We start from the raw sequence: 24,738 nt of genomic DNA on the forward strand, positions 1-24,738 counted from the left end.
GCGGCGTGGCGCACGATTTCAACAACCTGCTGCAGGTGGTGGAGGGCAATCTGGAGCTGCTCGCCGCCGATCTGTCGACCCCCGCGGCCGCCGGTCTGCCGGCGGCGGTGCAGCGGCGCCTCGGCCACGCGCTCGCGGGCGCCGAACGCGGCGCCCGGCTGACCCGCCAGCTGCTCGCCTTCTCGCGCCGCCAGCCGCTGACGCCCAAATGGGTCGACGTGCTCGCCCTCGTCTCCGGTATGTCCGACATGCTGGCGCGCACGCTCGGCGAGCGGATCGAGGTGGCGATCCTCGGCGACCAGCCGAGCTGGACCGTGCTGGTCGACCCGACCCAGCTCGAAAACGCCGTGCTGAACCTCGCCATCAACGCTCGCGACGCCATGCCCGAGGGCGGGCGGCTCACGATCGAGACCCGCAACCGCCGCGACCCGTCCGCGCCGGACGACCTGTGGCTCGAGATCGCGGTGTCGGACACCGGCGTCGGCATGACGCCGCAGGTGCTGGCGCGGGTCTACGAGCCGTTCTTCTCCACCAAGCCGGAAGGGCGCGGCACCGGCCTCGGCCTGCCGCAGGTGCAGGGCTTCATCGCCCAGTCAAACGGGCGGATGGAGATTGAAAGCGCCCCCGGCGCCGGCGCCGTGGTGCGGCTGTTCCTGCCGGCGAGCGCCACCCGCCGCGTGGAGCAGGCCGCGCCGCGGCCCGCGGACGCGCGCGGACGCGGCGAGCGCATTCTGGTGCTGGAGGACGACGACGCCGTCCGCCGAGCGGTGGCCGATCTGGTGCGCTCGCTCGGCTACGAGGTCACGGAGGCCGCCTCCACCGCCGAGGGCGCCCGCGTGCTGGCGGAGAGCGCCGGCTTCGACCTGCTGTTGTCCGACGTGGTGATGCCCGGAACCCCGAGCCCGCCCGAGTTCGCCCGCGCCGCGCAGGCGGCCCGGCCGAGCCTCAAGGTGCTGTTCATGTCCGGCTACGCCGAGGACGTGGTGGTGCATCAGGGCCGGGTGGACGCCGACATCCACCTGATCGAAAAGCCCTACCGCAAGGACGCGCTGTCGCTGGCGCTGCGCCGCCTGCTGGACGAGGCGCCGCCGGCGGCGGTTCCCGTCGCCGCCACGGACGCCCGTCCCCGCCGCCGGGTGCTGCTGGTGGAGGACGACGCGCTGATCGCCATGGCGGTCGCCGATCTGCTGGACGCCCTCGGCTACGAGGTGATCGAGGCCCGCGACGCCGCCGCAGCCCAGGCCGCCGCCCGGAACGGCGCGCCGATCGACATCGCCCTGACCGATCTCGGCCTGCCGGACATGGACGGCGAGGAGCTGGCGGGGTGGCTCAGGGCCGAGCGGCCGGGCCTGCCGATCGTGTTCGCCACGGGCCGCTCCGAGTTCCAGCCGTCGGAGGCTCTGGCGGCGGGCGGGCCGACCCAGGTGGTGACGAAGCCGTTCAACACCCGCGTGCTGCAGGAGGCCCTCGCCGCCTGCGGGGCGTGACCCGGGCGGGACGGCCCCGCCCGATAAAACCTTGACCGCTCCGCGGCCGCGGGTGCATTCGAGCCCGGTGCGGGCGGACCCCATGGGTTTCGGCCGCGGCAGCGGAAAGCATGGGCCGATGGAACTCGACAGCATTGAGGACGCCATCGCGGCGATCGCCGCGGGCGAGCTGGTCGTGGTGGTGGACGACACCGACCGCGAGAACGAGGGCGACCTCATCATGGCGGCCTCCAAGGCGACGCCGGAGAAGCTCGCCTTCATGATCCGCCACACCAGCGGCATCATCTGCGCGCCCATGACCGCCGACCGCGCCGACGAGCTGAACCTCGCGCCCATGGTCGCCAACAACCGCGACCCCATGCGCACCGCCTTCACGGTGACGGTGGACTACAAGATCGGCCTCACAACCGGCATCTCGGCGGAGGAGCGGGCCAACACCGTGCGCGCGCTCGCCAGCGACAACGCCACCGGCGGCGACTTCCTGCGGCCGGGCCACATCTTCCCGCTCATCGCCCGCGAGGGCGGCGTGCTCACCCGCTCCGGCCACACCGAAGCGGGCGTCGATCTCGCGGCGCTGGCGGGCCTTCCCCCGGTCGGCGTGCTGGCGGAGATCGTCAACGACGACGGCACCGTGAAGCGCATGGGCGAACTCATTCCCTTCGCGCGCGAGCACGGGCTGAAGATCGTCTCGATCGAGGACCTGATCGACTTCCGCTCCCGGCGCGAGACCTTCGTCAAGCGCGTGGACAGCTTCGAGCGCCGCATCAACGGCCTCGACGCCACCGTCTCGATCTACGAGACGCCGTTCGAGCAGACCCAGCACCTCGCGATCACGGTCGGCGACGTGAAGGGCGACCGCGCCGCGCCCTGCCGCATCCACCGCGAGCACCTGCTCTCCGACCTGCTGCGCGGCGCCGCCACCTCCAAGGGCTGGCTCGACAACGCGCTCGCCCGCTTCGGCGAAACCAAGCGCGGCGTGTTCATCCTGATCCGCGACCCGGCCGTGCTGCGCGACGCCGCCGACGTGGGCGCCGCCGCCGCGGTGGACCCGTCGGAGGAGAAGCACCAGTCCGCCCGGCAGCGCCGCGCCCGCTGGCGCGAGATCGGCGTCGGCGCGCAGATCCTGCGCGACCTCGGCGTGCGCAAGATCGCGCTGCTCGCCGGCCATGAGCGCCAGTTCGTCGGCATCGCCGGCTTCGGCATCGCGATCGAGAAGACCGAGATCGTCGACGGCGAGAGCGGGACGGAGCGTTGAAGGCCATCATCCTCAGCGCCGGTCAGGGCCGGCGCCTGCTGCCGCTGACGGCGGAGACGCCGAAGTGCCTGGTGCCCTTCTCCGGGCGCAGCCTGCTGGAGTGGCAGGTGCGCGCGCTCGCCGCCTCGGGCGTCACCGAGGTGGTCGTCGTCACCGGCTTCGAGGCCGACAAGGTGGTGGCGACGCTGGAGGGGATCGACTTGCCGGGCACGCGGCTGCGCACCACGCACAACCCGTTCTTCGAGCTCGCCGACAATCTGGCGAGCTGCTGGATCGCCCGCCACGAGATGACGGACGCGTTCCTGATCCTGAACGGCGACACGCTGATCGAGCCCGCCATCGTGGAGCGGGTGCTGGCGGACCCGCCCTCCGCCCCGATCACCGTCACGATCGACGTCAAGGACGACTACGACAGCGACGACATGAAGGTGCGGGCGCAAGACGACCGCCTGCTCGCCATCGGCAAGACGCTGCCGCTCGATCTGGTGACGGGGGAGTCCATCGGCTTCCTGCGCTTCACCGCCGAGGGCGGCCGCGCCTTCGTGGCCGAGATCGAGCGCCTGCTGCGCAACGAGGACGGGCTGAAGCGCTGGTACCTCTCCGCCATCGACGGCATCGCCCGCTACCACGGCAATGTGGGCGTGCGGTCGATTCAGGGGCTCGACTGGGGCGAGCTGGACTTCCCCGCCGATCTCGATCGCGGCGTTGAGATGACCGGCCGCTGGGTCGCCCGCGGGCTCTGACGGCGACGGCCGGCGTCAGGTCACGCCGGTTGGCCCGTCCAGGATCATCCGCACCCGCCGGGCGAGGTCGGAGCGGCGGTACGGCTTGTTGATGATTTCGAACTCCGGGCCGCCCACGTCGAGGCGCTCCAGCGAGGCCTCGGCGTAGCCGGTCGTCAGCAGCACCTTCAGCCGGGGCTGGCGCTTGCGGGCCTCGCGGGCGAGCATGACGCCGTTCATGCCGCCGGGCATGATCAGATCAGAGAACAGCAGGTCGAAACGGGTGCTTCCGTCGATCAGCTCCAGCGCGTCCCGGCCGTTGGCGGCGGAATGGACCTCGTAGCCGAAGTCCTCGAGGATCGAGCGCGCCAGCTCCGACACGTCGGCCCGGTCCTCCACCAGCAGCACCGTCTCGCCTCCGGCGCGGTCCATGGCCATGGGCGGCGCGGCCCGCTCCGGCGCCGCGGTCTGGTCGGTCGCGGGGAAGAACAGCCGCACCGTGGTGCCGTGGCCGACCTCGCTGTAGAGCCGCATGCCGCCTCCGGTCTGGCGCACGAAGCCGTAGACCATGGACAGGCCGAGACCGGTGCCCTTGCCCTCGTCCTTGGTGGTGAAGAACGGCTCCATCACCTTGGACATCACGTCCGGCTCCATGCCGCAGCCGGTGTCGGTGACCGACACGCACACATAGGCGCCGGGCTTCGGCAGCGAGAACACCGACACGTCCTCGGGGCCGATGACGCGGTTCTCGGTCTCGATCACCAGACTGCCGCCGTCGGGCATGGCGTCGCGGGCGTTGATGAAGATGTTGAGCAGCGCGAGCTCCGCCTGGGTCTGGTCGACCCGGCAGTTCTTCAGGTCCTGGGCGAGCGTTGTCGAGATCTCGACCGGTTCGCCCAGCGTCCGGCGGGCGAGATCGGTCAGGGTCTCGATCATGTTGTTGAAGTTGACCGGCCGCGCGTCGAGCCGCTGCTTGCGGGCGAAGGCGAGCAGCTGCTGGGTCAGCGTGGTCGCCCGGTCGGCGGCGGTGCGCATGTTGTTCAGCGCCCGGTCGAGGCGCGGGTCGCCGTTGTCCTTGACCCGGTTCTCCACCACGTCGAGATAGCCGACGATCACCTGCAGCAGGTTGTTGAAGTCGTGAGCGATGCCGCCGGTGAGCTGTCCCAGCGCCTCCATGCGCTGCGCCTGCCTCAGCGCGTCCTCGGCGTCGCGGCGCCGGGACACGTCGAGCTGGGAGCCGAAGAAGTACAGCAGCTCTCCGGACCTCGAGTAGACCGGGCTCACGAACAGCGCGTTCCAGAACGCCGATCCGTCCTTGCGGTAGTTCAGGATCTCCACCGCCACGTTGCGGCGCTCGGCGATGGCGCGGCGGACCTCGGACACCGTCTCCGGGTCGGTGTCCGGCCCCTGCAGGAAGCGGCAGTTCGAGCCGATGAGGTCTTCCGGCAGATAGCCGGTCATCTCCAGGAAGGCGGGATTGGCGAAGATGATCGGATTGTCGGGCTTCTGCGGGTCCGTCACGATCATCGGCATGCGGGTCGTCTTGACCGCGGCGAAGAAGATGTCGTCGTCGGCGTGGACGAGGCCGGCGTGGTCGCTGGCCTGGGCGGCGTCGATCGGGAGCTTTGACGGCAAGGGACGATCCGAAGGTCGCGGGAGAACGGGGTGGGGCGAAACGAGGTGGGGCGTCATGAGCCCGGATCGCCCCGCCGGCCGCGCGGAAATCCGGCGGCCGGCGCTTCAATCCCTCGCCATACGGGCGGCGTCAGGCGCGGGCGAGCTCCTCCAGTTCGTCGATGGTCAGCTCCCAGCCGTCGTCGGCGGCGATGCGGATCGCGGCCGGACCGGCGCCGGACAGGGACTGCGCGACGAACAGGGCGTCGATCACGGAGGGCGCGGTCGTCGCTACCGGGCCGTCTTCAGCTTCAGAAATCACCGTATAAGGCATCTGGCGTCTCCCATGCTGTCCCGCGGCGACGACGAAGATCGCCCGCTGCGGCGAGGGATAGAACCGCTGGAGACGCCGTATGGTTCCGGCCGGTCACGCGCAGAAGAACGCCGCCGCCTGCTCCGCCATGTCCTCGCGCCAGGCGTGGGGGCCGTCGTGCTCCACATAGGTGAGGTCGTAGCCCGCCTCCCGGAGCTGCGCGGCGTGGACGCGGGCGCTGCGGTCGATGGGGATCTGCTCGTCGTTCACCCCGTGAGACAGGAAGATGCGTGGCGCGCCGGCCTGCGCCTGCACCGACATGAAGCCGGCGGAGGACACGATCATGTGCGTCACGATGTGGCCGTTGGTCAGCCCAAGCGAGAGCGTGTAGCTGCCGCCGTCGGAATGGCCCGCGAAGGCCATGCGGCTCGGGTCCAGCATGAAGCGGCAGGCGACCTCGGTGAGCGCCCGGTCGAGCCGCTCCCGGTCCGGGCCGTTGCCGGCGATCACGATGTCCCAGGTGGGGAACAGCGACTGGGGCGCGAGCAGCAGGAAGCCGCGCTCCAGCGCGTGCCGCTCCATCATGGGCAGGATCTTGGTGGCGGAGCCGCCGCCGCCGTGAAACAGCGTCATCAGCGGCGTCGGGCGGCGCGGGTCGATCTGCGGCGGCACGAGCAGCACCGCGTCGCGCTCCTCGAACAGGCCGAGCAGGTTGCGCCCGGGGGGAAGCGGCGGAGCGCCCGGCAGGCGGTGCTGAAAGTCGAGCCGGCCGGCGAGATGCGGATCGATCACGGCGATCCTCCTTGGGCCTTGAAAGACGTAGACCGCCCGAAACGCAGACGGCGCGCCACGAGGGCGCGCCGTCCACGGATCTCGGAAGGCTGTCGGGGGCTTCCGGGAAAGATCAGACGGCGCGCGCCTGATGCAGCCTCTCGATCTGCTGGTCGGTGTAGCCGAGGTCCTTCAGAACCTCGTCCGTGTGCTCGCCGAGCAGCGGCGAGGCCTTCACGTCCACCTTCAGGTCCGAGAACTTGATCGGGCTGCCGACGGTCAGGTACTTGCCGAGCTTCGGATGGTCCACCTCGACCACGGTTCCGCTCTTGCGCAGCGACTCGTCGGCGGCGATCTCCTTCATGGACAGCACCGGCGAGCACGGGATGTCGAACTTGCGCAGGATGTCGACCGCCTCGAACTTGGTCTTGTCCTTCAGCCAGTCCTCGATCGTGGCGAAGATGTCCATGATCTTGTCCTGGCGGGCGCGGGCGGTGTTGTAGGCCGGATCGTCGATCCACTCCTCCTTGCCGAGCGCCTTGCAGATCGGGGCCCAGGCGTGGCCCTGGATGGTGAAGTAGATGTAGGCGTTGGGATCGGTCTCCCAGCCCTTGCACTTCAGCACCCAGCCCGGCTGGCCGCCGCCGCCGGCGTTGCCGCCGCGCGGAACCACGTCCGAGAACTCGCCATGCGGGTACTGCGGATACTCCTCGAGGTAGCCGAGGGCGTCGAGGCGCTGCTGGTCGCGCAGCTTGACGCGGCAGAGGTTGAGCACCGAGTCCTGCATGGACACGGCGACCTTCTGGCCCTTGCCGGTCTTGTTCTTCTGATGCAGCGCCGTGAGGATGCCGATCGCCAGATGCATGCCGGTGTTCGAGTCGCCGAGAGCGGCGGCCGACACGGTGGGGGGGCCGTCCCAGAAGCCGGTGGTGGAGGCCGCGCCGCCGGCGCACTGGGCCACGTTCTCGTAGACCTTCAGGTCCTCATAGTGGTGACCGTCCGAGAAGCCCTTCACCGAGGCGAGGATCATGCCCGGGTTGAGCTCCTGAATGCGCGCCCAGGAGAAGCCCATGCGGTCGAGCGCGCCGGGGCCGAAGTTCTCGACCATGACGTCGGATTCCTTGATCAGCTTCTCAAGGACTTCCTTGCCTTCCGGGGTCTTGGTGTCGAGCGTCAGCGAGCGCTTGTTGGAGTTCAGCATCGTGAAGTACAGCGCGTCGGCGTCTTCGATGTGCCGGAGCTGCGAGCGGGTGACGTCGCCGGCGCCGGGGCGCTCGACCTTGATGACGTCCGCGCCGAACCAGGCGAGAAGCTGCGTGCACGCCGGGCCAGCCTGCACGTGCGTGAAGTCGATGATCTTGATGCCTTCGAGCGGCTGGGTCATATGGGCTTCCTTCCCTTAAAAGGATGTCTTGTTTTTCTTCATTCCGCGCCGCGTTTGTTTTTTTGTGCGGCGGGAATGTATGCGTTCAACTCGCCGTTTCGCGGGCGACCTGAGATTCCAGCTCCGCCAGGCGGCGGCGCAACGCGATCTGCTCGTTCCAGTTCTCGGTCTCGTCCCGGATGACCGCCGACACGCCGGCGACGTTGCGGGCCGCGTCGAACAGCAGCCCGACGGTGAACGAGATCGAGAGCTTCCGGCCGTCCTTGTGCAGCGCGGGCACCTTCAGCACGTCCGCGCCGTAGCGGGTCTCGCCCGTGCGCATGGTGTTGGCGTAACCCGCCCAGTGCCGCGCCCGGTGCCGCTCCGGCGTGATCAGATCCAGCGACTGGCCAAGCGCCTCGGCCTCGCTGAACCCGAAGATGCGCTCGGCCGCGTGGTTCCACACGGTGATCGCGCCGTCCGGGTCGGAGACCACGACGGCGTCGCCGGCGCTGGCGACGATCTGCTCGTAATCGACGGGATGCGGCATGGATGGACGACTTCGGTGGCGCGCCGTGAGGCGCGGGCGACGTTCGGCGATCGGCCGTGAAGCGCGGTCGCCTGCGGAACGATGTTCGTTGCTCCTCCAAGGCCTCGCAGTGGACGTCGGCTCCGTCGTGTCGGGCGGGTGAAGGCCCGGACGCCGGAGGCTAGTGGCATTTGGTATGCCACAATCCGGCGCGCGTCAAGACAGAACGTCGCAGGGCGCGGGTCCGATCAGGCCCCGCCGGCCCGACGCGCGTCCGCCGCGGCGAAGCCCGCGAGCTGGTCGGCGAGCGCTTTCCGGAACGCCGGACGGACGGTGGCGCGCGCTACATAGGCCCGGCAGGCGGGGCGCTCGTCGAGGCCGCCGAAGCGCTCCACCAGCCGCAGCACGTCAGCCATCAGGATGTCCGCGACCGAGAAGCGGCCGGCGAGCCAGTCGCGGTCTCCGAGCGCCCGCTCCATGTGATCGAGACGCTGGGCGAGGAAGGCGTCGAGGTGGCGGCGGCCCGGCGTGTCGGCGTCGTCGTCCGCGAAGCGGAACAGGCTCCAGGGCAGCGACGCGGCCTCCACCGAGTTCAGGGCGGCGAAGACCCACTGGATCGCGTCGCCGCGGCCGGCCGGGTCCGAGGGCAGCAGAACGTCGCTCAGCTCTCCGAGATGGAGCAGGATGGCGCCGGATTCGAACAGCACGCGGTCGCCGTCCGTCAGCCACGGAACCTGTCCGAAAGGCTGGCGAGCGAGATGGCCTGCGTCGCGCGGCTCGAACGGCGTGGTCGCCACCCGGTAGGGCAGCCCCGCCTCCTCCATGGCCCAGCGAACGCGCAGGTCGCGCACGAAGCCGCGCGGCGGCTCGGGGACCCAGTCGAACGTGGTCAGCACAAGCTCGCCCATGGCGCCCGCTCCCATCCCGTGACGTTTGGGGGAGAACGGCCGGCGCGCGGGCGTGTTCCGCGGACGCAAAGGGAGGCGATGGCGGGCGGCGCCAAAAAAGAACCCGCCGACGCACGTGGCGGTCGGCGGGTTTCAGGTGGTGATCGAGGGGATCGATCTGAGGACCACTCTAGCACCCGCTTATTTGCAGTGCACCATGCCAAAAGATCGCACTCTGTGGCGCCGCATTCTTAGGCAAATGTGGCCGGTGCCGCCAATCTGGCCTTAAGGTCAGCGCCGCGCGGCGATGACCTCTCCGATCTCGTCCAGGGTGGCGGGGTCTTCGATGGTGGCGGGCATGGTCCAGCTTTCGCCGTCGGCGATCTTCTGGATGGTGCCGCGCAGGATCTTGCCCGAGCGGGTCTTGGGCAGGCGCTTCACGGTCAGCGCCAGCTTGAACGCCGCCACCGGGCCGATGCGGTCGCGCACCAGTTGCACGATCTCGCGCTCGATCTCCTCCGACGACCGCTCCACGCCGCTCTTCAGCACCACGAAGCCGGTGGGCGACTGGCCCTTGAGTTTGTCGGCGACGCCGACCACCGCGCATTCGGCCACGTCCGGATGGCTCGCGATCACCTCCTCCATGCCGCCGGTGGAGAGCCGGTGGCCGGCGACGTTGATGATGTCGTCGGTGCGGGCCATGAAGAAGACATAGCCGTCCTCGTCCATGTAGCCGGCGTCGGAGGTCTGGTAATAGCCGGGGAAGCCCGTGAGGTAGCTCTCGCGGAAGCGCTCGTCGGCGTTCCAGAGCGTGGGCAGGCAGCCGGGCGGCAGCGGCAGCCGGATGACGATGTTGCCAAGCTCGCCCGGCTTCGCGGGGTGGCCCTCGTCGCTCACGACCTGCACGTCGTAGCCGGGCATGGGCACGGTCGGCGAGCCGAGCTTCACCGGCAGTCGCTCGATCCCGACCGGGTTGGCGACGATCGGCCAGCCGGTCTCGGTCTGCCAGCAGTTGTCGATCACCGGCACGCCGAGCAGCTCGGCCGCCCATTCGATGCTGGGCGGGTCCGCCCGCTCGCCGGCGAGGAACAGCGTGCGCAGGCTGGAGAGGTCGTAATGGGCCGCCTCCCGGCCCTCCGGGTCTTCCTTGCGGATGGCGCGCAGGGCGGTGGGCGCGGTGAACAGCGCCACCACGTCATAGTCGTCGATCACCCGCCAGAAGGCACCCGCGTCCGGCGTGCCCACCGGCTTGCCCTCATAGAGCACCGTGGTCGCGCCGATCAGCAGCGGGGCGTAGACGATGTAGGAGTGCCCCACGACCCAGCCGATGTCGGAAGCGCAGAAGAAGGCCTCGCCCGGCTTCACGCCGTAGACCGCGGTCATGGACCAGGCGAGCGCGGTCAGATAGCCGCCGGTGTCGCGCACCACGCCCTTCGGGGTCCCGGTCGTGCCGGAGGTATAGAGAATGTAGAGCGGATCGGTGGCGGCGACGGGCGCGCAGTCCGTGGTCCGGCCCTCCGAAGCCGCGCGCAGGGTCGCCCAGTCGTGGTCGCGGCCGGCCGTGAGGTCGGCCTCCAGCTCGGGGCGCTGCAGCAGGATCACCGCCTCGGGTTTGTGGGCGGCGGCGGCTATCGCCTGATCGAGCAGCGGCTTGTAGGCCACCTTGCGGCTCGGCTCCACGCCGCAGGAGGCGGTGAGCACCACCTTCGGCCGGGCGTCGTCGATGCGCTTGGCGAGTTCGTTCGCCGCGAAACCGCCGAACACCACCGAATGGATCGCCCCGAGCCGGGCGCAGGCGTACATGCCGACCACCGCCTCGGGGATCATGGGCATGTAGATCACGACGCGGTCGCCCTTCACGACGCCGAAATCCTGCAGCACGGCGGCGAAGGCGGAGACCTCGTCGCGCAGCGCCTGATAGGTGTAGCTCCGCTTCGCGCCGGTGACCGGGCTGTCGTAGATCAGCGCCGTGCGGTCGCCGATTCCGGCGGCCACATGGCGATCAAGGGCGTTGTGGCAGGCGTTGACCACGCCGTCCGGAAACCAGCGGCCATAGGCGCCGAGGCTTTCGTCGAACACGCTGGTCGGCGGCTCGAACCAGTCGACGGCTTTGGCGGCCTCGCCCCAGAAGGCGTCCCGGTCGGCGAGCGAAGCGGCGTGAAGGTCGCGATAGCGGGTCATCGGCGGGCTCCTCCTCGGGCGGCTTCTCTTGGCCGCTCCCTGTTTCGTCAGATGTAGCGCCGCTGAAAGCGCGCGTCACCGCTCGTGAAACCCCGGAGGTCGCCCGAAACACAGAAGGGCCGCCCTCACGGACGGCCCTTCCCATCATTCAGCGCGGTCTTTCGAGACCCGCGACCGCCTTACTGTCAGGCGCGCATTCCAGCGGAAGCAGGGATGCAGGTCGCGGCGCTCTCCAAGCGCTGATCATGATGATGAGACACTGGATCACCTCCTTTCGGTTCGTTGACGACGACTCGAAGTATGGGGCCGCCATGCGGGCGCCGCAAGATGAGGCCCGCCCAACAAACGGGCTTTTCCCACAGGCCGGACGACGGACTGATCGGGCCGCGCGGCGACCGCCCTTGCGGCTGGGTCGCAAAAGGTTTATCGCCTCCGGACTGTAACTCGCGAGATATAACAGTATTATCTCGTTGAATATGGACGAGCAATCATGTCCAACGGTCTGTCGAGCCATCTCCGCCGCCTTGAGGCGGAGTCGATCCAGATCATCCGCGAAGTCGCCTCCGAGTTCCGCAATCCGGTCATGCTCTATTCGATCGGCAAGGACTCCTCGGTGATGCTTCACCTCGCGCTGAAGGCGTTCTACCCGGCGAAGCCGCCGTTCCCGCTGCTGCACGTGGACACCACGTGGAAGTTCCGGGAGATGATCGAGTTCCGCGACGAGACCGCCCGGCGGCTCGGCCTCGACCTGATCGTGCACGTGAACGAGGACGGCGTGCGCCGTGGCGTGTCGCCGGTCGCCTCGGGCTCCAGCATGCACACCCAGGTGATGAAGACGGAAGGGCTGCGGCAGGCGCTCGACAAGTTCGGCTTCGACGCGGCCTTCGGGGGCGCCCGGCGCGACGAGGAGAAGAGCCGCGCCAAGGAGCGCGTGTTCTCCTTCCGCACCGCCAATCACGGCTGGGACCCCCGCAACCAGCGCCCGGAGCTCTGGCGGCTCTACAACACCCGCGTGAAGGCGGGCGAGTCGATCCGCGTGTTCCCGCTGTCGAACTGGACCGAACTCGACGTGTGGCAGTACGTGGCGGCGGAGAACATCCCCGTGGTGCCGCTCTATTTCGCCAAGGAGCGCCCGGTGGTGCGCCGCGACGGAGCGCTGATCATGCGCGACGACGAGCGCCTGCCGCTGAACCCCGACGAGGTCCCGGAGCTGCGTCGGGTGCGCTTCCGGACGCTGGGCTGCTACCCGCTGACCGGCGCCATCGACAGCGACGCCGAGACGCTCGACGACATCATCTCGGAGATGCTGGCCTCCACCACCTCCGAACGCCAGGGTCGCCTGATCGACAGCGACGAATCCGGCTCCATGGAGAAGAAGAAACGCGAGGGGTACTTCTGATGCACGCGCCCCTGACCACCGCGGAGCTGGCCGGCGCCGCCGCCGAAAAGACGCTGCTGCGCTTCCTCACCTGCGGCTCCGTGGACGACGGCAAGTCGACGCTGATCGGCCGCCTGCTCTACGACACCAAGCTGGTGTTCGACGACCAGCTCGCCGCGCTCGAAAAGGACAGCCGCAAGCACGGCACCGTCGGCGAAGCGATCGACCTCGCGCTGCTGGTGGACGGTCTGGAGGCCGAGCGCGAGCAGGGCATCACCATCGACGTCGCCTACCGCTATTTCGCGACCGCGAAGCGCACCTTCATCGTCGCCGACACCCCCGGCCACGAGCAGTACACCCGCAACATGGCGACCGGCGCCTCCAACGCCGACCTCGCCGTCATCCTGATCGACGCCCGCAAGGGCGTGCTGACCCAGACCAAGCGCCACAGCTTCATCTGCTCGCTGCTCGGCATCCGCCACGTGGTGCTGGCGGTGAACAAGATCGATCTGGTCGACTATTCCGAGGCCCGCTTCCAGGAGATCGAGGCGGAGTACCGCGCCTTCGCGGAGCCGCTCGGCTTCGAGACCATCACGCCGATCCCGCTGTCCGCCCGCGACGGCGACAACGTGACCTCCCCCTCCCCGCGCCTCGGCTGGCACCGGGGCCCGACCCTGCTCGCCCATCTCGAGACCGTCGACGTGGAGACGGATCTGGCGGCGAAGCCGTTCCGCTTCCCCGTGCAGTGGGTGAACCGGCCGAACCTCGACTTCCGCGGCTTCGCGGGCACGATCGCGAGCGGGACCGTGCGCCCCGGCGACGAGGTGGTCGTGGCCGCCTCCGGCAAGACCAGCCGGGTGGCGCGCATCGTCACCATGGACGGCGATCTGGCCTCCGCCTCCGCCGGCGACAGCGTGACGCTGACGCTCGAGGACGAGGTGGACATCGCCCGCGGCGACCTGCTGGCGCGTCCGGCCGAGCGGCCCGAGGTCTCCAACCAGTTCGCCGCGCGGCTGATCTGGATGCAGGACGAGCGCCTGCTGCCCGGCCGCTCCTACCTGATCAAGCTCGCGACCCGCACCGTTCCGGCGACGGTGACTACGCTCAAGCACAAGATCGACGTCAACACGCTGGAGAAGCTCGCGGCCAAGACGCTTGGCCTCAACGAGATCGCCGAGGTCAATGTGGAGACCGGCGCGCCGGTGGCCTTCGACCCTTACGCGGACAACCGCGAAACCGGCGCGTTCATCGTCATCGACCGCGAGACCAACGCCACCGCCGGCGCCGGCATGGTGCTGCACGGCCTGCGCCGCGCCACCAACATCCACCGTCACGCCTCCTCCGTGGACCGGACGGCGCGGGCGCGGCTGAAGAACCAGACGCCCGCCATCGTGTGGTTCACGGGGCTCTCGGCCTCGGGCAAGTCCACCATCGCGAACCTCGTCGAGGCGAAGCTCGCGGCGCGGGGCCAGCACACCATGCTGCTCGACGGCGACAACGTGCGCTTCGGCCTGAACAAGGACCTCGGCTTCACCGACGCCGACCGGGTGGAGAACGTGCGCCGCATCGGCGAGGTGGCGAAACTATTCACCGACGCCGGCGTGATCGCGCTGTGCTCGTTCATCTCACCCTTCGAGTCCGAGCGCCGCATGGTGCGCGACCTCGTGGCCGACGGCGAGTTCATCGAGGTGTTCGTGGACACGCCGCTCGAGACCTGCATCGCGCGCGATCCCAAGGGGCTCTACAAGCGGGCGCTGGCGGGCGAAATCCCGAACTTCACCGGCGTGTCCTCGCCCTACGAGGCGCCGAAGGCGGCCGAGCTGACGCTGCCGACGGTGGACGCGAGCGTGGACGACCTCGCCGACCGGGTGATCGCCGAGCTCGAACGGCGCGGGCTGATCGACGCCGTCTGAGCCCGGCCGGCGTTGACGCCTCGTTTACCCTGACGCGCGAGGACGGACGGCGCTTAACCCCGCCGTCACGTCCCGCGCGCCACCCTCGCCCGAAGAGCGTTTCGAGGGGGCGACGTGCGGGCAATTCTGGCGACGGCGGGCGTGGTGGTGCTGGCGGCGGCGGTCGCGCCGCAGCTGCTTCAGCGCGCGGTCGCGCCGGAGGCGCCGCCGCCGTTGTCCGCCAAGGCCGTGACGCCGGAGAGGGACGCGGGCCGCACGGTCACGCTCCACGCCGACCGGGACGGCCATTTCCGCGCCGAGGCCATGATCGGCGGGCGGCGCGCGCCCATGCTGGTGGACACCGGCGCGACCGTCGTCGCCTTTTCCTACGAATACGGCCGCGATCTCGGGCTGATCTCCGGCGGCGACCGCTTCGACCTGACGGTCTCCACCGCCAACGGACAGGTGGGCGCCCGGCGGGTGGTGGCGCCCGAAATCCGCATCGGCTCCATCCGCGTCGCCGACGTGCAGGCGGTGGTGCTGGCCCCCGGCGCGATGGACGGCAACCTGCTCGGCATGAGCTTTCTCAGCCGCCTGACGCGGATGGAAAGCTCCCGCGAGCGCCTGGTGCTGGAGCGCTGACCTCAAAACCCCGCGCGCGCCAGGCGCCGAGGCGGCTGACCCGCCCGCGCGGCGCGCTATACTCCGCGCGTCCTCAAGCGGCGATTGCGGGTTCAACCGGAGAGTTTCATGGCTGACGTGAGCGAGTTCGCAGGCAAGCTGGCCGATCCTTCGCGCCTGACGAACATTCCCCGGCTGCTGACCGAATATTTCACCAGCCGCCCGGACATGGCGGTTCCGGCCCAGCGGGTGGCCTTCGGCACCTCGGGCCATCGCGGCACCGCCTTCGACTCCGTCTTCACCGAGACCCACATCCTCGCCATCGCGCAGGCGATCTGCCTCTACCGCGCCAAGGCGGGGATCGACGGGCCGCTGTTCCTCGGCAAGGACACCCACGCCCTGTCGGAAGCCGCCTTCGCCACCGCGGTCGAGGTGTTCGCCGCCAACGGCGTGGAGCTGGTGATCGACGAGACGCTCGGCTACACGCCGACGCCCGTCATCAGCCACGCCATCCTCACCTACAACAAGGGCCGGACGGCGGGCTTCGCGGACGGCATCGCCATCACGCCGTCGCACAACCCGGCGGAGGACGGCGGCTTCAAATACAACCCGCCGAACGGCGGCCCGGCGGACACCGACGTCACCGGCTGGATGGAGAAGACCGCCAACGCCCTGATCGAGGACGGGCTACGGGACGTGAAGCGCATTCCGCTGCAGCGGGCGATGAAGGCGCCGAACGTGCGCCGCTACGACTTCACCACGCCTTACGTGGCCGATCTCGAGAACGTGCTCGACCTGGAGGCGATCCGCGCGGCGGGCCTGCGCATCGGCGTCGATCCGCTCGGCGGCGCGGGCCTGCCCTACTGGGCGCCGATCGCGGAGCGCTACCGGCTCGACATCACCGTCGTGAACGAGACGGTGGACCCGACCTTCCGCTTCATGACCGCGGACTGGGACGGCAAGCTGCGCATGGACTGCTCCTCGCCCTGGGCCATGGCGCCGCTGATCGGGCTGAAGGACCGGTTCGACATCGCCTTCGCCAACGACCCGGACGCCGACCGCCACGGCATCGTCACCCCGACCGCCGGGCTGATGAACCCGAACCACTACCTCACCGCCTCGATCGCCTATCTCTACACGCACCGGCCCGGCTGGAAGGGGACGCCCGCCATCGGCAAGACCATCGTGTCGAGCTCGAGCGTCGACCGGGTGGCGGCGAAGCTCGGCCTCAGCGTCATGGAGGTCCCGGTCGGCTTCAAATGGTTCGTGGACGGGCTGATCGCGGGCGATCTCGGCTTCGTGGGCGAGGAGAGCGCCGGCGCGAGCTTCCTGCGCAAGACCGGCGAGGTCTGGACCACCGACAAGGACGGCCTGATTCCCGCGTTGCTCGCGGCCGAGATGACCGCGATCACCGGCAAGGATCCGGGCGAGCTTTACGCCGACCTGACCAGGGAGATCGGCGCGCCGATCTACGCCCGCGTGGACGCCGCCGCGACGCCCGAGCAGAAGGCGGTGCTGAAGAAGCTCTCCGCCGACCAGATTCCCGGCGACACGCTCGCCGGCGAGCCAATCGTCGACCGTCTCACCCATGCGCCCGGCAACGGCGCGGCCTTTGGCGGCGTGAAGGTGACGACCGAGAACGGCTGGTTCGCCGCCCGCCCCTCGGGCACGGAGAACGTCTACAAGATCTATGCCGAGAGCTTCATCGACGAGGAGCATCTCCAGCGCATCCAGTCGGAGGCGAAGGAGATCGTCTCGGCGGCGCTCGGCGCGGGCTGAAAACCGGCGTCGGAACGCGCGGGAGAGGGAACCAAGTCCTATCCCGCGTCGTTTCCCCATCGAACGACAACGATTGGGAGGCGACCTCGATGCTCAAGGGCGGACTGTTGTGGCTGATCGGCATTCCGATCCCGATCATCCTGTTGCTCTGGATCACCGGCTTCCTGAGCTGATCGGCGCCGCCGCCCGCAAACGGGCGGCGTGAGGGACGATCGCGTCACGCGCGCGGACGGCGGGGCTTTAACGTCCCGCCGCCGCGCGCTTCGCGTTTCAGGCTCCGCGCCAAGACGTGGGCGATTTGCTCAAGCTCACGCCATTCTTCATTTACGATCTTCCCGAACCCATCTTTAAAGGCGCGCAGGTTACATCCCCAATCCGACAGGATGGGACATGACCAAGATGCCGACTGACGCCAGCGCGCCGTTCGATCAGGCGTCGTCCGACCGGACGGACGCTGCTCCCTCCGTGGTGGCGCGTCTCACCGCGCGGCTGAAGAAGCTGCTGGCTGACCGCTCCGACACCGCCGTGGCCCAGAAGGTCGCCGGCGGCGCGTTCCTGTTCCGGGTCGGCAACGCCGGCATCGCCTTCGCGTCGCAGATCCTGCTCGCGCGCTGGATGGGCGAGAACGAATACGGCGTCTACGTCTATGTCTGGACCTGGGTGCTGCTGCTCGGCGGCGTCACCAGCCTCGGCCTCGCCTCCTCGCCCCAGCGCTTCATCCCCGAATACGCCGACGCCGGCCGTCTGGCGCTGCTCCGGGGCTTCCTGCTGGGCAGCCGGCTGCTGTCGATCTTCTTCGCCACCACCGTCACCGCGATCGGGCTTCTGGGCCTGTGGCTGTTCGGCGACCATCTCGCCAACTGGGCGGTGGTGCCGCTCTATCTCGCGCTGATCTGCGTGCCCATGTACGTGCTGACCGACGTGCAGGACGGCATCGCGCGGTCCTACAACTGGATCGACGTGGCGCTGGCCCCCGCCTATCTGGTGCGGCCGCTGCTGATCCTGCTGCTGCTCGGCATCCTGAGCTACGCCCATTACGAGGCGACGGCCGTCACCGCCATGGCCGGCACCATCATCGCCACCTGGGTCACCGCCGTGGCGCAGCTCGTGATGCTGGAGCGCCGGCTCGCCCGCAAGGCGCCCGCCGGCCCCCGCGCCTACGACATGTCCGGCTGGATGAAGGTGTCGCTGCCGATCTTCATGGTCGAAGGCTTCTACCTGCTGCTCGCCTACACCGACGTGCTGGTGCTGTCGGTGTTCGTGGAGCCGCACCATGTGGGCGTCTATTACGCCGCGGTGAAGGTGATGTCGCTGGTCGCCTTCGTGTCGTTCTCGGTGTCGGCGGCGGTGGCGCACCGCTTCACGGAATACTCCGTCACCGGCGACCGCGAACGGCTGGAGAAGATGGTGCGCGACGCCGCGCGCTGGACCTTCTGGCCCTCGCTGTTCGGCTGCGCGGTGCTGCTCGCGCTCGGCTGGCCGATCCTGTGGCTGTTCGGCGAGGCCTTCACCGAAGGCTACCCGCTGCTGTTCGTGATCGCGATCGGCCTGCTCGCCCGCGCCACCGTCGGGCCGCTGGAGCGCCTGCTGAACATGCTCGGCCAGCAGAACATCTGCGCGGCGGTCTATGGCGGCGCCTTCCTGCTCAACCTCGGCCTCGCCTTCGCGCTGATCCCGCATTTCGGCGTGATGGGCGCCGCCATGGCGACCTCCGCCACCCTAACGATCGAGTCCGTGATCCTGTTCGTGGTGACGCGGCGCCGGCTCGGCCTCGGGGCGCTGCCCTGGGGCGGGGGGTCCGGCGGCGCGCCCCGGCCGGAGCATCTGACCGGCGACGCCGTGACGGACGCGGTCGCGCTGCCCTACGGCGCGGGCTTCGGAGCCCCCGTTCCCGCCGCCGTCGCCGCGGCCTCGTCGGACGAGGCGCCGCTGGTGGAGCTGCTCGACGCCGACGCCATGGAGGCGCGCCTGCCCGAATGGCGCGCGCTGGTGGCCCGCGCCTTGGAGCCCAACCCGTTCTGCGAGCCGGATTTCGCGCTCGCCGCCATCCGCCGCTGCGGGGCGTTCTCGAAGACGCGCTTCGTGGCGGCCTGGGCCACCGACGCCGACGGCGACCGCCGCATGGTGGCGCTGGCCGCCGTGGAGCCCCGCCTCTCCCCGGCGCCCCTCACGCTGTGGAGCTCGACCCATTGGGGCTTCTTCGGCGCGCTCGGCCTGCCGCTGATGGACGGGGACCGGCCGGTGGAGGCGGCGGACGCGCTGTTCCGCGGCCTCGCGGCCTCCGGCCATCGCCTGTTCCAGTTCCGCTTCCTGCCGGAAAGCGGGCCGACCGCCGCCGCGCTGCGCTCGGCGCTGGCCGCGTCCGGCCGGGCGATGACGCGCGTCGACCATCACGCCCGCGCGCTGCTGGAGACGGATCTGTCGGCCGAGGCCTACCTGACCCAGTCGCTGTCGTCCAAGAAGCTCAAGGAGCTGCGCCGCCAGTTCCGCCGCCTCTCCGACGACGCGCCGGCGGCCTTCGTGGAGAGCCGCGGCGTGGAGGCGGCCGAAGCCTTCGACCGCTTCGTGGCGCTGGAGGCCTCCGGCTGGAAGGGCGAGCGCCGCAGCGCGCTGCGCGACAACCCGCAGCAGCTCGCCTTCGTGCGGGAGATGCTGCTGGCGCGGGCCATGACCGGCGGCGCGCGGGTGCTGGAGCTTCGGGTCGGCGAGCAGACGATCGCCTGCGGCCTGATCCTCGTCAGCCAGCGGCGCGCCTGGTTCTACAAGGTGGCCTATGACGAGGGCTTCGCCCGCTGCTCCCCCGGCGTGCAGCTCACCATCGAGCTCACCCGCCGCATGATCGAGGACCCGGAGATCGACGGCGTCGACTCCACCTCGGTCGCCAACCATCCTATGATCGACCACATCTGGCGCGAGCGTCTCGTCGTCGCCGATTGGGTGGTCGCCACACGGCCGGGCCCCGCGACGATTCACCTCGCCGCGGCCGTGCGCGCCGAACGCTTCCGCGACCAGGCCCATGTCGCGCTTCGCAAGCTGTATCACCGCGTGAAGGGAACCTCACGATGACCGCTACGCTTCGCGCCTCCGCGAACGACATCGCCACGCGCTATCCGCTCCGCCACTTCCCCATCGAGCACGATCTCGCCGGCCATCCGCTGCTGCAGCTGCCGCGCCTGATCGAGCTGACGAAGCAGCTGGAGAAGGACCGCATCGAGTACAATTCCGGCAAGCTGCAGCCGAACCAGGCGCCGGAGACCACGCCGCTGGTCGACCTGCCGCCGGAAGAGGTGGTGGCCAAGATCGAATCCGCCGGCGCGTGGATCGTGCTGAAGCGCGTGGAGAGCGTGCCGGAGTACCGGGAGATGCTGGAGCAGGCGCTCGGCTCGATCGCGAAGCAGTTCGGCTTCGACAGCCTGGACGGCGCCAACTTCAAGGACATCGAGGGCTACATCTTCGTGTCCTCGGCCAATTCGGTGACGCCGTTCCACTGCGACAACGAGGACAACTTCTTCGTGCAGCTGCGCGGGCCGAAGTTCTTCCACCTGTTCGACAACGAGGACCGGTCGCTGGTGTCGGAGGAGGCGCTGGAGAGCGCGCCCTCCAAGCACCGCAACCTGCCCTACGAGCCCCGCTTCGAGGAGCGCGCCAAGGTCTACGACCTGAAGCCCGGTCAGGGCGTGTTCGTGCCCTATCAGGTGCCGCACTGGGTCCGCACCGGCGACGACTACTCGATCTCCATGGCCATCACCTGGCGCTCCAAGGCGGTGGTGCGGCACAACAAGCTGATCTTCATGAACGCGTGGCTGCGCGAGAAGGGCCTCCCCCAGGCCGCGCCCGGCCGGAAGCCGGCGCTCGACGGGCTGAAGGTCGCCGCCTACACCGCCATGCGCTCGGCGCTGGAGCCGCTGCGCCGCAGCGAGCGCATGCGCCGCCTGCTGCGCTCGGTCGTGTTCGGCAAGAAGGCCAACTACTACTACGAGGCCCAGAAGGCGGCCGACAAGAAGCAGGCGGCCTGAGGGCCGAGGCCCTTCCGGCGGCGGCCGCGCGCCCCATCTGAAGCGGTGGGGCGCCCCCGCCCCGCCGCCCCAAGGGCTCGCATGAACCGCTTCGCCTTCCTGCTCGACCGCCTGTCCTACGAGCCGCGCCGCAACGCCAAGCTGCGGCTGATGACGGAGTATTTCCGCGACACGCCCGACCCCGAGCGCGGCTACGCGCTGGCCGCGCTCACCGGCGCGCTCAGCTTCCGCCACGCCAAGGCCGGGCTGATCCGCGGACTGATCGCCGAGCGGGCCGATCCGGTCCTGTTCGGCCTCTCTTACGACTACGTCGGCGATCTGGCCGAGACCGTCGCGCTGATGTGGCCGAGCGACCAGCGCGCCAACCGCACGCCGCCGCTGTCGGAGATCGTCGAGGGGCTGGAAGCCACCGCCAAGCTCGACCTGCCCCGGCGGCTCGCCCAATGGCTCGACGCGCTGGACGAGACCGGCCGCTGGGCCCTGCTCAAGCTCATCACCGGCTCGCTGCGCATCGGCGCCTCCGCGCGGCTCGCCAAGACCGCCGTGGCGGCGCTTGGGGAGGACGTGGCGCCCGACGACGTGGAGCAGGTCTGGCCGGGCCTCGCGCCGCCTTACGAGGCGCTGTTCGCCTGGGTGGAGGGAACCGGCCCCCGCCCCGCCGCGACCGACCCGGCGCCGTTCCGCCCGCCCATGCTGGCCCACCCGCTGGAGGACGCCGACTTCCGCGCCTTCGACCCGGCCGCGTTCGCGGCCGAATGGAAGTGGGACGGCATCCGGGTTCAGGCCTCCGCCGGCCGGGACGCCGACGGCCGCCATGTGGCGCGGCTGTGGAGCCGCTCGGGCGAGGACGTCTCCGCCGCCTTCCCCGACCTGATCGAGGCGCTGACCTTCGACGGCGCGGTGGACGGGGAGCTGCTGATCCTGCGCGACGGCCGGGTGCAGACCTTCAACGTGCTGCAGCAGCGGCTGAACCGCAAAAGCGTGACGCCCAAGCTCACCGCCGAGTTCCCGGCCCACATCCGCGTCTACGACCTGCTGGCGGAGAACGGCGAGGACCTCCGGGAGCTGCCCTTCGACGAGCGCCGCCGCAGGCTGGAGGCCTTCGTGGCCGGGCAGGCCAATCCGCGCATGGACCTGTCGCCGCTGGTCGCCTTCGACGACTGGGACGGCCTCGCCGCCGCCCGGCTCGACCCCGCGGCCGCCGGCGCCGGCCAGGACGCGGGCGCCGTCGAGGGGCTGATGGTGAAGCGGCGCGACAGCGCGTACGTGGTCGGCCGCCCCAAGGGCCTGTGGTTCAAGTGGAAGCACGATCCCATGACCGTGGACGCGGTGCTGATGTACGCCCAGCGCGGCCACGGCAAACGCTCGTCGTTCTACTCGGACTACACGTTCGGGGTCTGGACCGAGGACGCGGACGGCCCGCGCCTGACCCCCGTCGGCAAGGCCTATTTCGGCTTCACCGACGAGGAGCTGGCGGAGCTTGACCGTTTCGTGCGCAAGAACACCGTCAACCGCTTCGGCCCGGTGCGCGAGGTGACGCACACCGAGACCGTCGGCCTCGTGCTGGAGATCGCCTTCGAGGGCATCGCCCGCTCCGCCCGCCACAAATCCGGCGTCGCCATGCGCTTCCCCCGCGTCGCCCGCATCCGCTGGGACAAGCCGCCGGCGGAAGCCGACCGGCTGGAGGCGCTGGAACGGCTGATCACGGAACGCGAGCAGGCGGCGGAGTGACGCGCGCCCTTCTCTTGTCCCGGCCTTGAGCCGGGACCCAGAGACGCTGACGTGCGGGAACAAAGCGTCCCGGCTGTCGCGGCTTATTCTGAAAATTCAGCGGTTCTGGGTCCCGGCTCAAGGCCGGGACAAGGAAAGAAGCCTGCGATGTAAAGATGATCGCAAACCACCCAGAACACGCCGTGCCGGAAGAGGCTCGCCCTTCCCTTGTCCCGGCCTTGAGCCGGGACCCATAAACGCCGACGTGGGATGATAAAGTGCCCCGGACGTCGCGGCTTACTTTGAAAACCCAAGCGTTTCTGGGTCCCGGCTCAAGGCCGGGACAAGGAAGAGAGGCGCCGGCGCGGGACGCCAAGCGCGACCGCCCCCGGACGTCGCCTTACTGGCTCGCCCACACGATGCGGGCCATCCACGCCACCTGGGCGGTCGGGATGGAGCGGTCGGGGTGGGCGGGGTTGAGGGAGCGCAGCTCAACGTGTTTGGCGGTGCTGCGGGCGAGTTCCTTGGCCAGCACCTCGCCCTCGGTGGTGCGCACCACCACCCGGTCGCCGCGGCGGACCGCGGAGCCCGGCGTCACCAGCACCACGTCGCCGTCCCGGAACACCGGCTCCATACTGTCGCCCTGGATTTCGAGCGCGTAGACGCTTTCGCCGTCCACGTCCGGAAACTCGATCTCGTCCCAGCCTTGGCCCGTGGGCAGGCCGGCGTCGTCGAAATAGCCGCCCTCGCCCGCCTGCGCGAGGCCGATCAGGGGGACGTGCCGGCGGCGGCGGGGGGCGCCGTCGGTCAGGATCGCCATGAAGCTGTCGAGATCGGTCGCGGTGGCGTCCAGCGCCTTGGCGAGCGACTCCGTGGAGGGCCAGCGCGGACGCCCGTCCGCCGCCACCCGCTTGGAGCGGTTGAAGGTGGTCGGGTCGAGCCCCGCCTTGCGGGCGAGACCGGACGCCGACAGCCCGTTCTTGGCCGCCAGAGCATCGATCGCGGACCAGATCTGTCCGTGGCCGAGCATCGAAAGTCTCCCGCTGTCCGGAAGGCGCGAGATGTGCGCCTGATTAGGAATTAGTACCTCACGGCGAATTTGTCCATGGGTTTGCGGCGCCGCGCCGCCGGCTCTTGCTCCAAACGCCGTGGAGACGTAAGCCGGCTTGCGAGCCACATGCCAGAAACGCGGCGCCTAGGCATGCGTTCCGCGCAGAGGCGCCTACGAGACGAACGAAGGATCGGATGGCTTCGACGCTGGTCTACAAGATCGTGGATGCGGACGCCTGGGCGCAGGCCGAGCGCGCCGGCCGCTTCGACGGCGCCCCCGTGGACGTGGCGGACGGCTACATCCATTTCTCCACCGCCGCGCAGGCGCCCGAGACCGCCGCGAAGCATTTCGCCGGCCGGACCGGCCTGCTGCTGGTGGCGGTGGAGACGGAGGCGCTGGGCGAGGCGCTGCGCTGGGAGCCGTCTCGCGGCGGCGCGCTGTTTCCCCATCTCTACGCCCCGCTGACGCTCGACGCCGTGCGCTGGAGCGCGCCGCTGCCGCTGGGGCCCGACGGGGCCCACGCCTTCCCGGACGCCTTCGGCGCAGGAGACGCCTCGTGATCCAGCCGTTCTGGCCGCTGATCCGCGGCGCCCTCGCCGCCCTCGACGCGGAGACCGCCCACCGCGCCACCATCACGGCGCTGGAGATCGCCCCGCCGCCGCGTCCGCCCGCGCCGGACCCGCGCCTCGCGACCCGCGCCTTCGGGCTCGATTTCCCGAACCCGGTCGGCCTCGCCGCCGGGTTCGACAAGGACGCCCGGGTGCCCGACGCCATGCTCGGCCTAGGCTTCGGCTTCGTGGAGATCGGCTCGATCACGCCGCTGCCGCAGGCCGGCAATCCCCGGCCGCGGGTGTTCCGGCTGCGGGAGAACCGCGGCGTCATCAACCGCATGGGCTTCAACAACGACGGCCACGCCGCCGCGCTCGAACGGCTGGAGCGCCGCGCCGGGCGGCCGGGGCTGGTGGCCGTGAACGTGGGCGCGAACAAGGACGCCGCCGACCGCGCGGCCGATTACGCCCGCGGCGTCGCGACCTTCGCGGCCCACGCCGCCTTCTTCGTCATCAACGTGTCCTCGCCCAACACGCCGGGCCTGCGCGACCTGCAGGCGAAGGCGGCGCTGGACGACCTCGCCGCCCGCGGGCTCGGCGCCCGCGACCAGGCGGCCGCCC

General features: G+C 70.0%; 20 protein-coding genes. 12 read left to right on the top strand and 8 right to left on the bottom strand.

The genetic code is table 11. From position 1 onward, the window contains the following. The 3 genes from ACFQ4O_RS05925 to ACFQ4O_RS05935 all read left to right on the top strand — a co-directional run. Positions 1 to 1,487 (top strand): response regulator (locus ACFQ4O_RS05925; RefSeq protein WP_378774742.1); only part of this gene is annotated, 1,487 nt, incomplete at its 5' end. 118 nt (positions 1,488 to 1,605) lie between these two features. Next, positions 1,606 to 2,742: a 3,4-dihydroxy-2-butanone-4-phosphate synthase gene (gene ribB, locus ACFQ4O_RS05930; protein ID WP_378774743.1), complete on the top strand. Its 1,137-nt coding sequence runs from the start codon at positions 1,606 to 1,608 to the stop codon at positions 2,740 to 2,742. Then, entirely contained in the window at positions 2,739 to 3,485 is a 747-nt protein-coding gene (locus ACFQ4O_RS05935; protein ID WP_378774744.1) for a phosphocholine cytidylyltransferase family protein, read from the top strand. The genes ribB and ACFQ4O_RS05935 overlap by 4 nt, the downstream gene beginning before the upstream one ends. 15 nt (positions 3,486 to 3,500) lie before the next feature. Here the strand turns inward: ACFQ4O_RS05935 and ACFQ4O_RS05940 are convergent, their stop codons facing one another. The 7 genes from ACFQ4O_RS05940 to ACFQ4O_RS05970 form a co-directional block, all read right to left on the bottom strand. Further along, entirely contained in the window at positions 3,501 to 5,156 is a 1,656-nt protein-coding gene (locus tag ACFQ4O_RS05940) for a histidine kinase famiy protein (RefSeq protein WP_378774745.1), read from the bottom strand. Between the two features lie 73 nt (positions 5,157 to 5,229). After that, positions 5,230 to 5,352, bottom strand: a complete 123-nt coding sequence (locus ACFQ4O_RS05945) for a hypothetical protein (RefSeq protein WP_378774746.1) — start codon at positions 5,350 to 5,352, stop codon at positions 5,230 to 5,232. A 153-nt stretch (positions 5,353 to 5,505) separates the two neighbouring features. Beyond that, positions 5,506 to 6,183: an alpha/beta hydrolase gene (locus tag ACFQ4O_RS05950; RefSeq protein WP_378774747.1), complete on the bottom strand. Its 678-nt coding sequence runs from the start codon at positions 6,181 to 6,183 to the stop codon at positions 5,506 to 5,508. A 112-nt stretch (positions 6,184 to 6,295) separates the two neighbouring features. After that, positions 6,296 to 7,546: a formyl-CoA transferase gene (gene frc / locus ACFQ4O_RS05955; protein WP_378774748.1), complete on the bottom strand. Its 1,251-nt coding sequence runs from the start codon at positions 7,544 to 7,546 to the stop codon at positions 6,296 to 6,298. Positions 7,547 to 7,631: 85 nt separating this feature from the next. Continuing rightward, on the bottom strand, positions 7,632 to 8,075 hold the full coding sequence (locus ACFQ4O_RS05960) for a PAS domain-containing protein (RefSeq protein WP_378774749.1): 444 nt from the start codon (positions 8,073 to 8,075) through the stop codon (positions 7,632 to 7,634). 227 nt (positions 8,076 to 8,302) lie between these two features. Then, positions 8,303 to 8,962 (bottom strand): glutathione S-transferase family protein, encoded by a 660-nt coding sequence (locus tag ACFQ4O_RS05965; protein WP_378774750.1) that lies wholly within the window; start codon positions 8,960 to 8,962, stop codon positions 8,303 to 8,305. A 270-nt stretch (positions 8,963 to 9,232) separates the two neighbouring features. Continuing rightward, positions 9,233 to 11,122, bottom strand: a complete 1,890-nt coding sequence (locus ACFQ4O_RS05970) for a propionyl-CoA synthetase (RefSeq protein WP_378774751.1) — start codon at positions 11,120 to 11,122, stop codon at positions 9,233 to 9,235. 490 nt (positions 11,123 to 11,612) lie between these two features. Here ACFQ4O_RS05970 and cysD point away from each other — a divergent pair, with 490 nt between their 5' ends. The 7 genes from cysD (at position 11,613) to ACFQ4O_RS06005 (ending at position 22,539) form a co-directional block, all read left to right on the top strand. Next, entirely contained in the window at positions 11,613 to 12,521 is a 909-nt protein-coding gene (gene cysD, locus ACFQ4O_RS05975; RefSeq protein WP_378774752.1) for a sulfate adenylyltransferase subunit CysD, read from the top strand. Next, positions 12,521 to 14,413, top strand: coding sequence for a sulfate adenylyltransferase subunit CysN (gene cysN / locus ACFQ4O_RS05980; protein ID WP_378774753.1), 1,893 nt, complete (start codon positions 12,521 to 12,523; stop codon positions 14,411 to 14,413). The genes cysD and cysN overlap by 1 nt, the downstream gene beginning before the upstream one ends. A gap of 114 nt (positions 14,414 to 14,527) precedes the next feature. Continuing rightward, on the top strand, positions 14,528 to 15,034 hold the full coding sequence (locus ACFQ4O_RS05985; protein ID WP_378774754.1) for a retropepsin-like aspartic protease family protein: 507 nt from the start codon (positions 14,528 to 14,530) through the stop codon (positions 15,032 to 15,034). 108 nt (positions 15,035 to 15,142) lie between these two features. Beyond that, a complete protein-coding gene (gene pgm / locus ACFQ4O_RS05990; RefSeq protein ID WP_378774755.1) occupies positions 15,143 to 16,792 on the top strand; it encodes a phosphoglucomutase (alpha-D-glucose-1,6-bisphosphate-dependent) in 1,650 nt (549 codons plus the stop codon). A 390-nt stretch (positions 16,793 to 17,182) separates the two neighbouring features. Continuing rightward, positions 17,183 to 19,858, top strand: a complete 2,676-nt coding sequence (locus ACFQ4O_RS05995) for a GNAT family N-acetyltransferase (protein ID WP_378774756.1) — start codon at positions 17,183 to 17,185, stop codon at positions 19,856 to 19,858. Next, entirely contained in the window at positions 19,855 to 20,808 is a 954-nt protein-coding gene (locus ACFQ4O_RS06000; RefSeq protein WP_378774757.1) for a cupin-like domain-containing protein, read from the top strand. The genes ACFQ4O_RS05995 and ACFQ4O_RS06000 overlap by 4 nt, the downstream gene beginning before the upstream one ends. Positions 20,809 to 20,889: 81 nt before the next feature. After that, entirely contained in the window at positions 20,890 to 22,539 is a 1,650-nt protein-coding gene (locus ACFQ4O_RS06005) for a cisplatin damage response ATP-dependent DNA ligase (RefSeq protein WP_378774758.1), read from the top strand. Positions 22,540 to 22,918: 379 nt separating this feature from the next. Here ACFQ4O_RS06005 and ACFQ4O_RS06010 read toward each other — a convergent pair whose 3' ends face one another. Then, on the bottom strand, positions 22,919 to 23,548 hold the full coding sequence (locus tag ACFQ4O_RS06010) for a S24 family peptidase (RefSeq protein ID WP_378774759.1): 630 nt from the start codon (positions 23,546 to 23,548) through the stop codon (positions 22,919 to 22,921). Between the two features lie 215 nt (positions 23,549 to 23,763). Here ACFQ4O_RS06010 and ACFQ4O_RS06015 point away from each other — a divergent pair, with 215 nt between their 5' ends. Together ACFQ4O_RS06015 and pyrD are read left to right on the top strand one after the other, a co-directional pair. Continuing rightward, on the top strand, positions 23,764 to 24,129 hold the full coding sequence (locus ACFQ4O_RS06015) for a DUF952 domain-containing protein (RefSeq protein WP_378774760.1): 366 nt from the start codon (positions 23,764 to 23,766) through the stop codon (positions 24,127 to 24,129). Next, positions 24,126 to 24,738 (top strand): dihydroorotate dehydrogenase (quinone) (gene pyrD / locus ACFQ4O_RS06020; RefSeq protein ID WP_378774761.1); only part of this gene is annotated, 613 nt, incomplete at its 3' end. The genes ACFQ4O_RS06015 and pyrD, both read left to right, overlap by 4 nt.

Origin of the sequence: Methylopila musalis, from assembly GCF_042679725.1 — a bacterium.
In the GTDB taxonomy this organism is placed as follows: Bacteria; Pseudomonadota; Alphaproteobacteria; order Rhizobiales; family Methylopilaceae; genus Methylopila; species Methylopila musalis.

Bases quoted from the DNA above. Each gene is read 5' to 3' on its own strand.
- ACFQ4O_RS06005 (WP_378774758.1), top strand. From the start codon at position 20,890: ATGAACCGCTTCGCCTTCCTGCTCGACCGCCTGTCCTACGAGCCGCGC.
- ACFQ4O_RS05940 (WP_378774745.1), bottom strand. From the start codon at position 5,156: ATGACGCCCCACCTCGTTTCGCCCCACCCCGTTCTCCCGCGACCTTCG.
- cysD (WP_378774752.1), top strand. From the start codon at position 11,613: ATGTCCAACGGTCTGTCGAGCCATCTCCGCCGCCTTGAGGCGGAGTCG.
- cysN (WP_378774753.1), top strand. From the start codon at position 12,521: ATGCACGCGCCCCTGACCACCGCGGAGCTGGCCGGCGCCGCCGCCGAA.
- ACFQ4O_RS05970 (WP_378774751.1), bottom strand. From the start codon at position 11,122: ATGACCCGCTATCGCGACCTTCACGCCGCTTCGCTCGCCGACCGGGAC.
- ACFQ4O_RS05995 (WP_378774756.1), top strand. From the start codon at position 17,183: ATGACCAAGATGCCGACTGACGCCAGCGCGCCGTTCGATCAGGCGTCG.
- frc (WP_378774748.1), bottom strand. From the start codon at position 7,546: ATGACCCAGCCGCTCGAAGGCATCAAGATCATCGACTTCACGCACGTG.
- ACFQ4O_RS06010 (WP_378774759.1), bottom strand. From the start codon at position 23,548: ATGCTCGGCCACGGACAGATCTGGTCCGCGATCGATGCTCTGGCGGCC.
- ribB (WP_378774743.1), top strand. From the start codon at position 1,606: ATGGAACTCGACAGCATTGAGGACGCCATCGCGGCGATCGCCGCGGGC.
- ACFQ4O_RS05960 (WP_378774749.1), bottom strand. From the start codon at position 8,075: ATGCCGCATCCCGTCGATTACGAGCAGATCGTCGCCAGCGCCGGCGAC.
- ACFQ4O_RS06000 (WP_378774757.1), top strand. From the start codon at position 19,855: ATGACCGCTACGCTTCGCGCCTCCGCGAACGACATCGCCACGCGCTAT.
- pgm (WP_378774755.1), top strand. From the start codon at position 15,143: ATGGCTGACGTGAGCGAGTTCGCAGGCAAGCTGGCCGATCCTTCGCGC.
- ACFQ4O_RS06015 (WP_378774760.1), top strand. From the start codon at position 23,764: ATGGCTTCGACGCTGGTCTACAAGATCGTGGATGCGGACGCCTGGGCG.
- ACFQ4O_RS05965 (WP_378774750.1), bottom strand. From the start codon at position 8,962: ATGGGCGAGCTTGTGCTGACCACGTTCGACTGGGTCCCCGAGCCGCCG.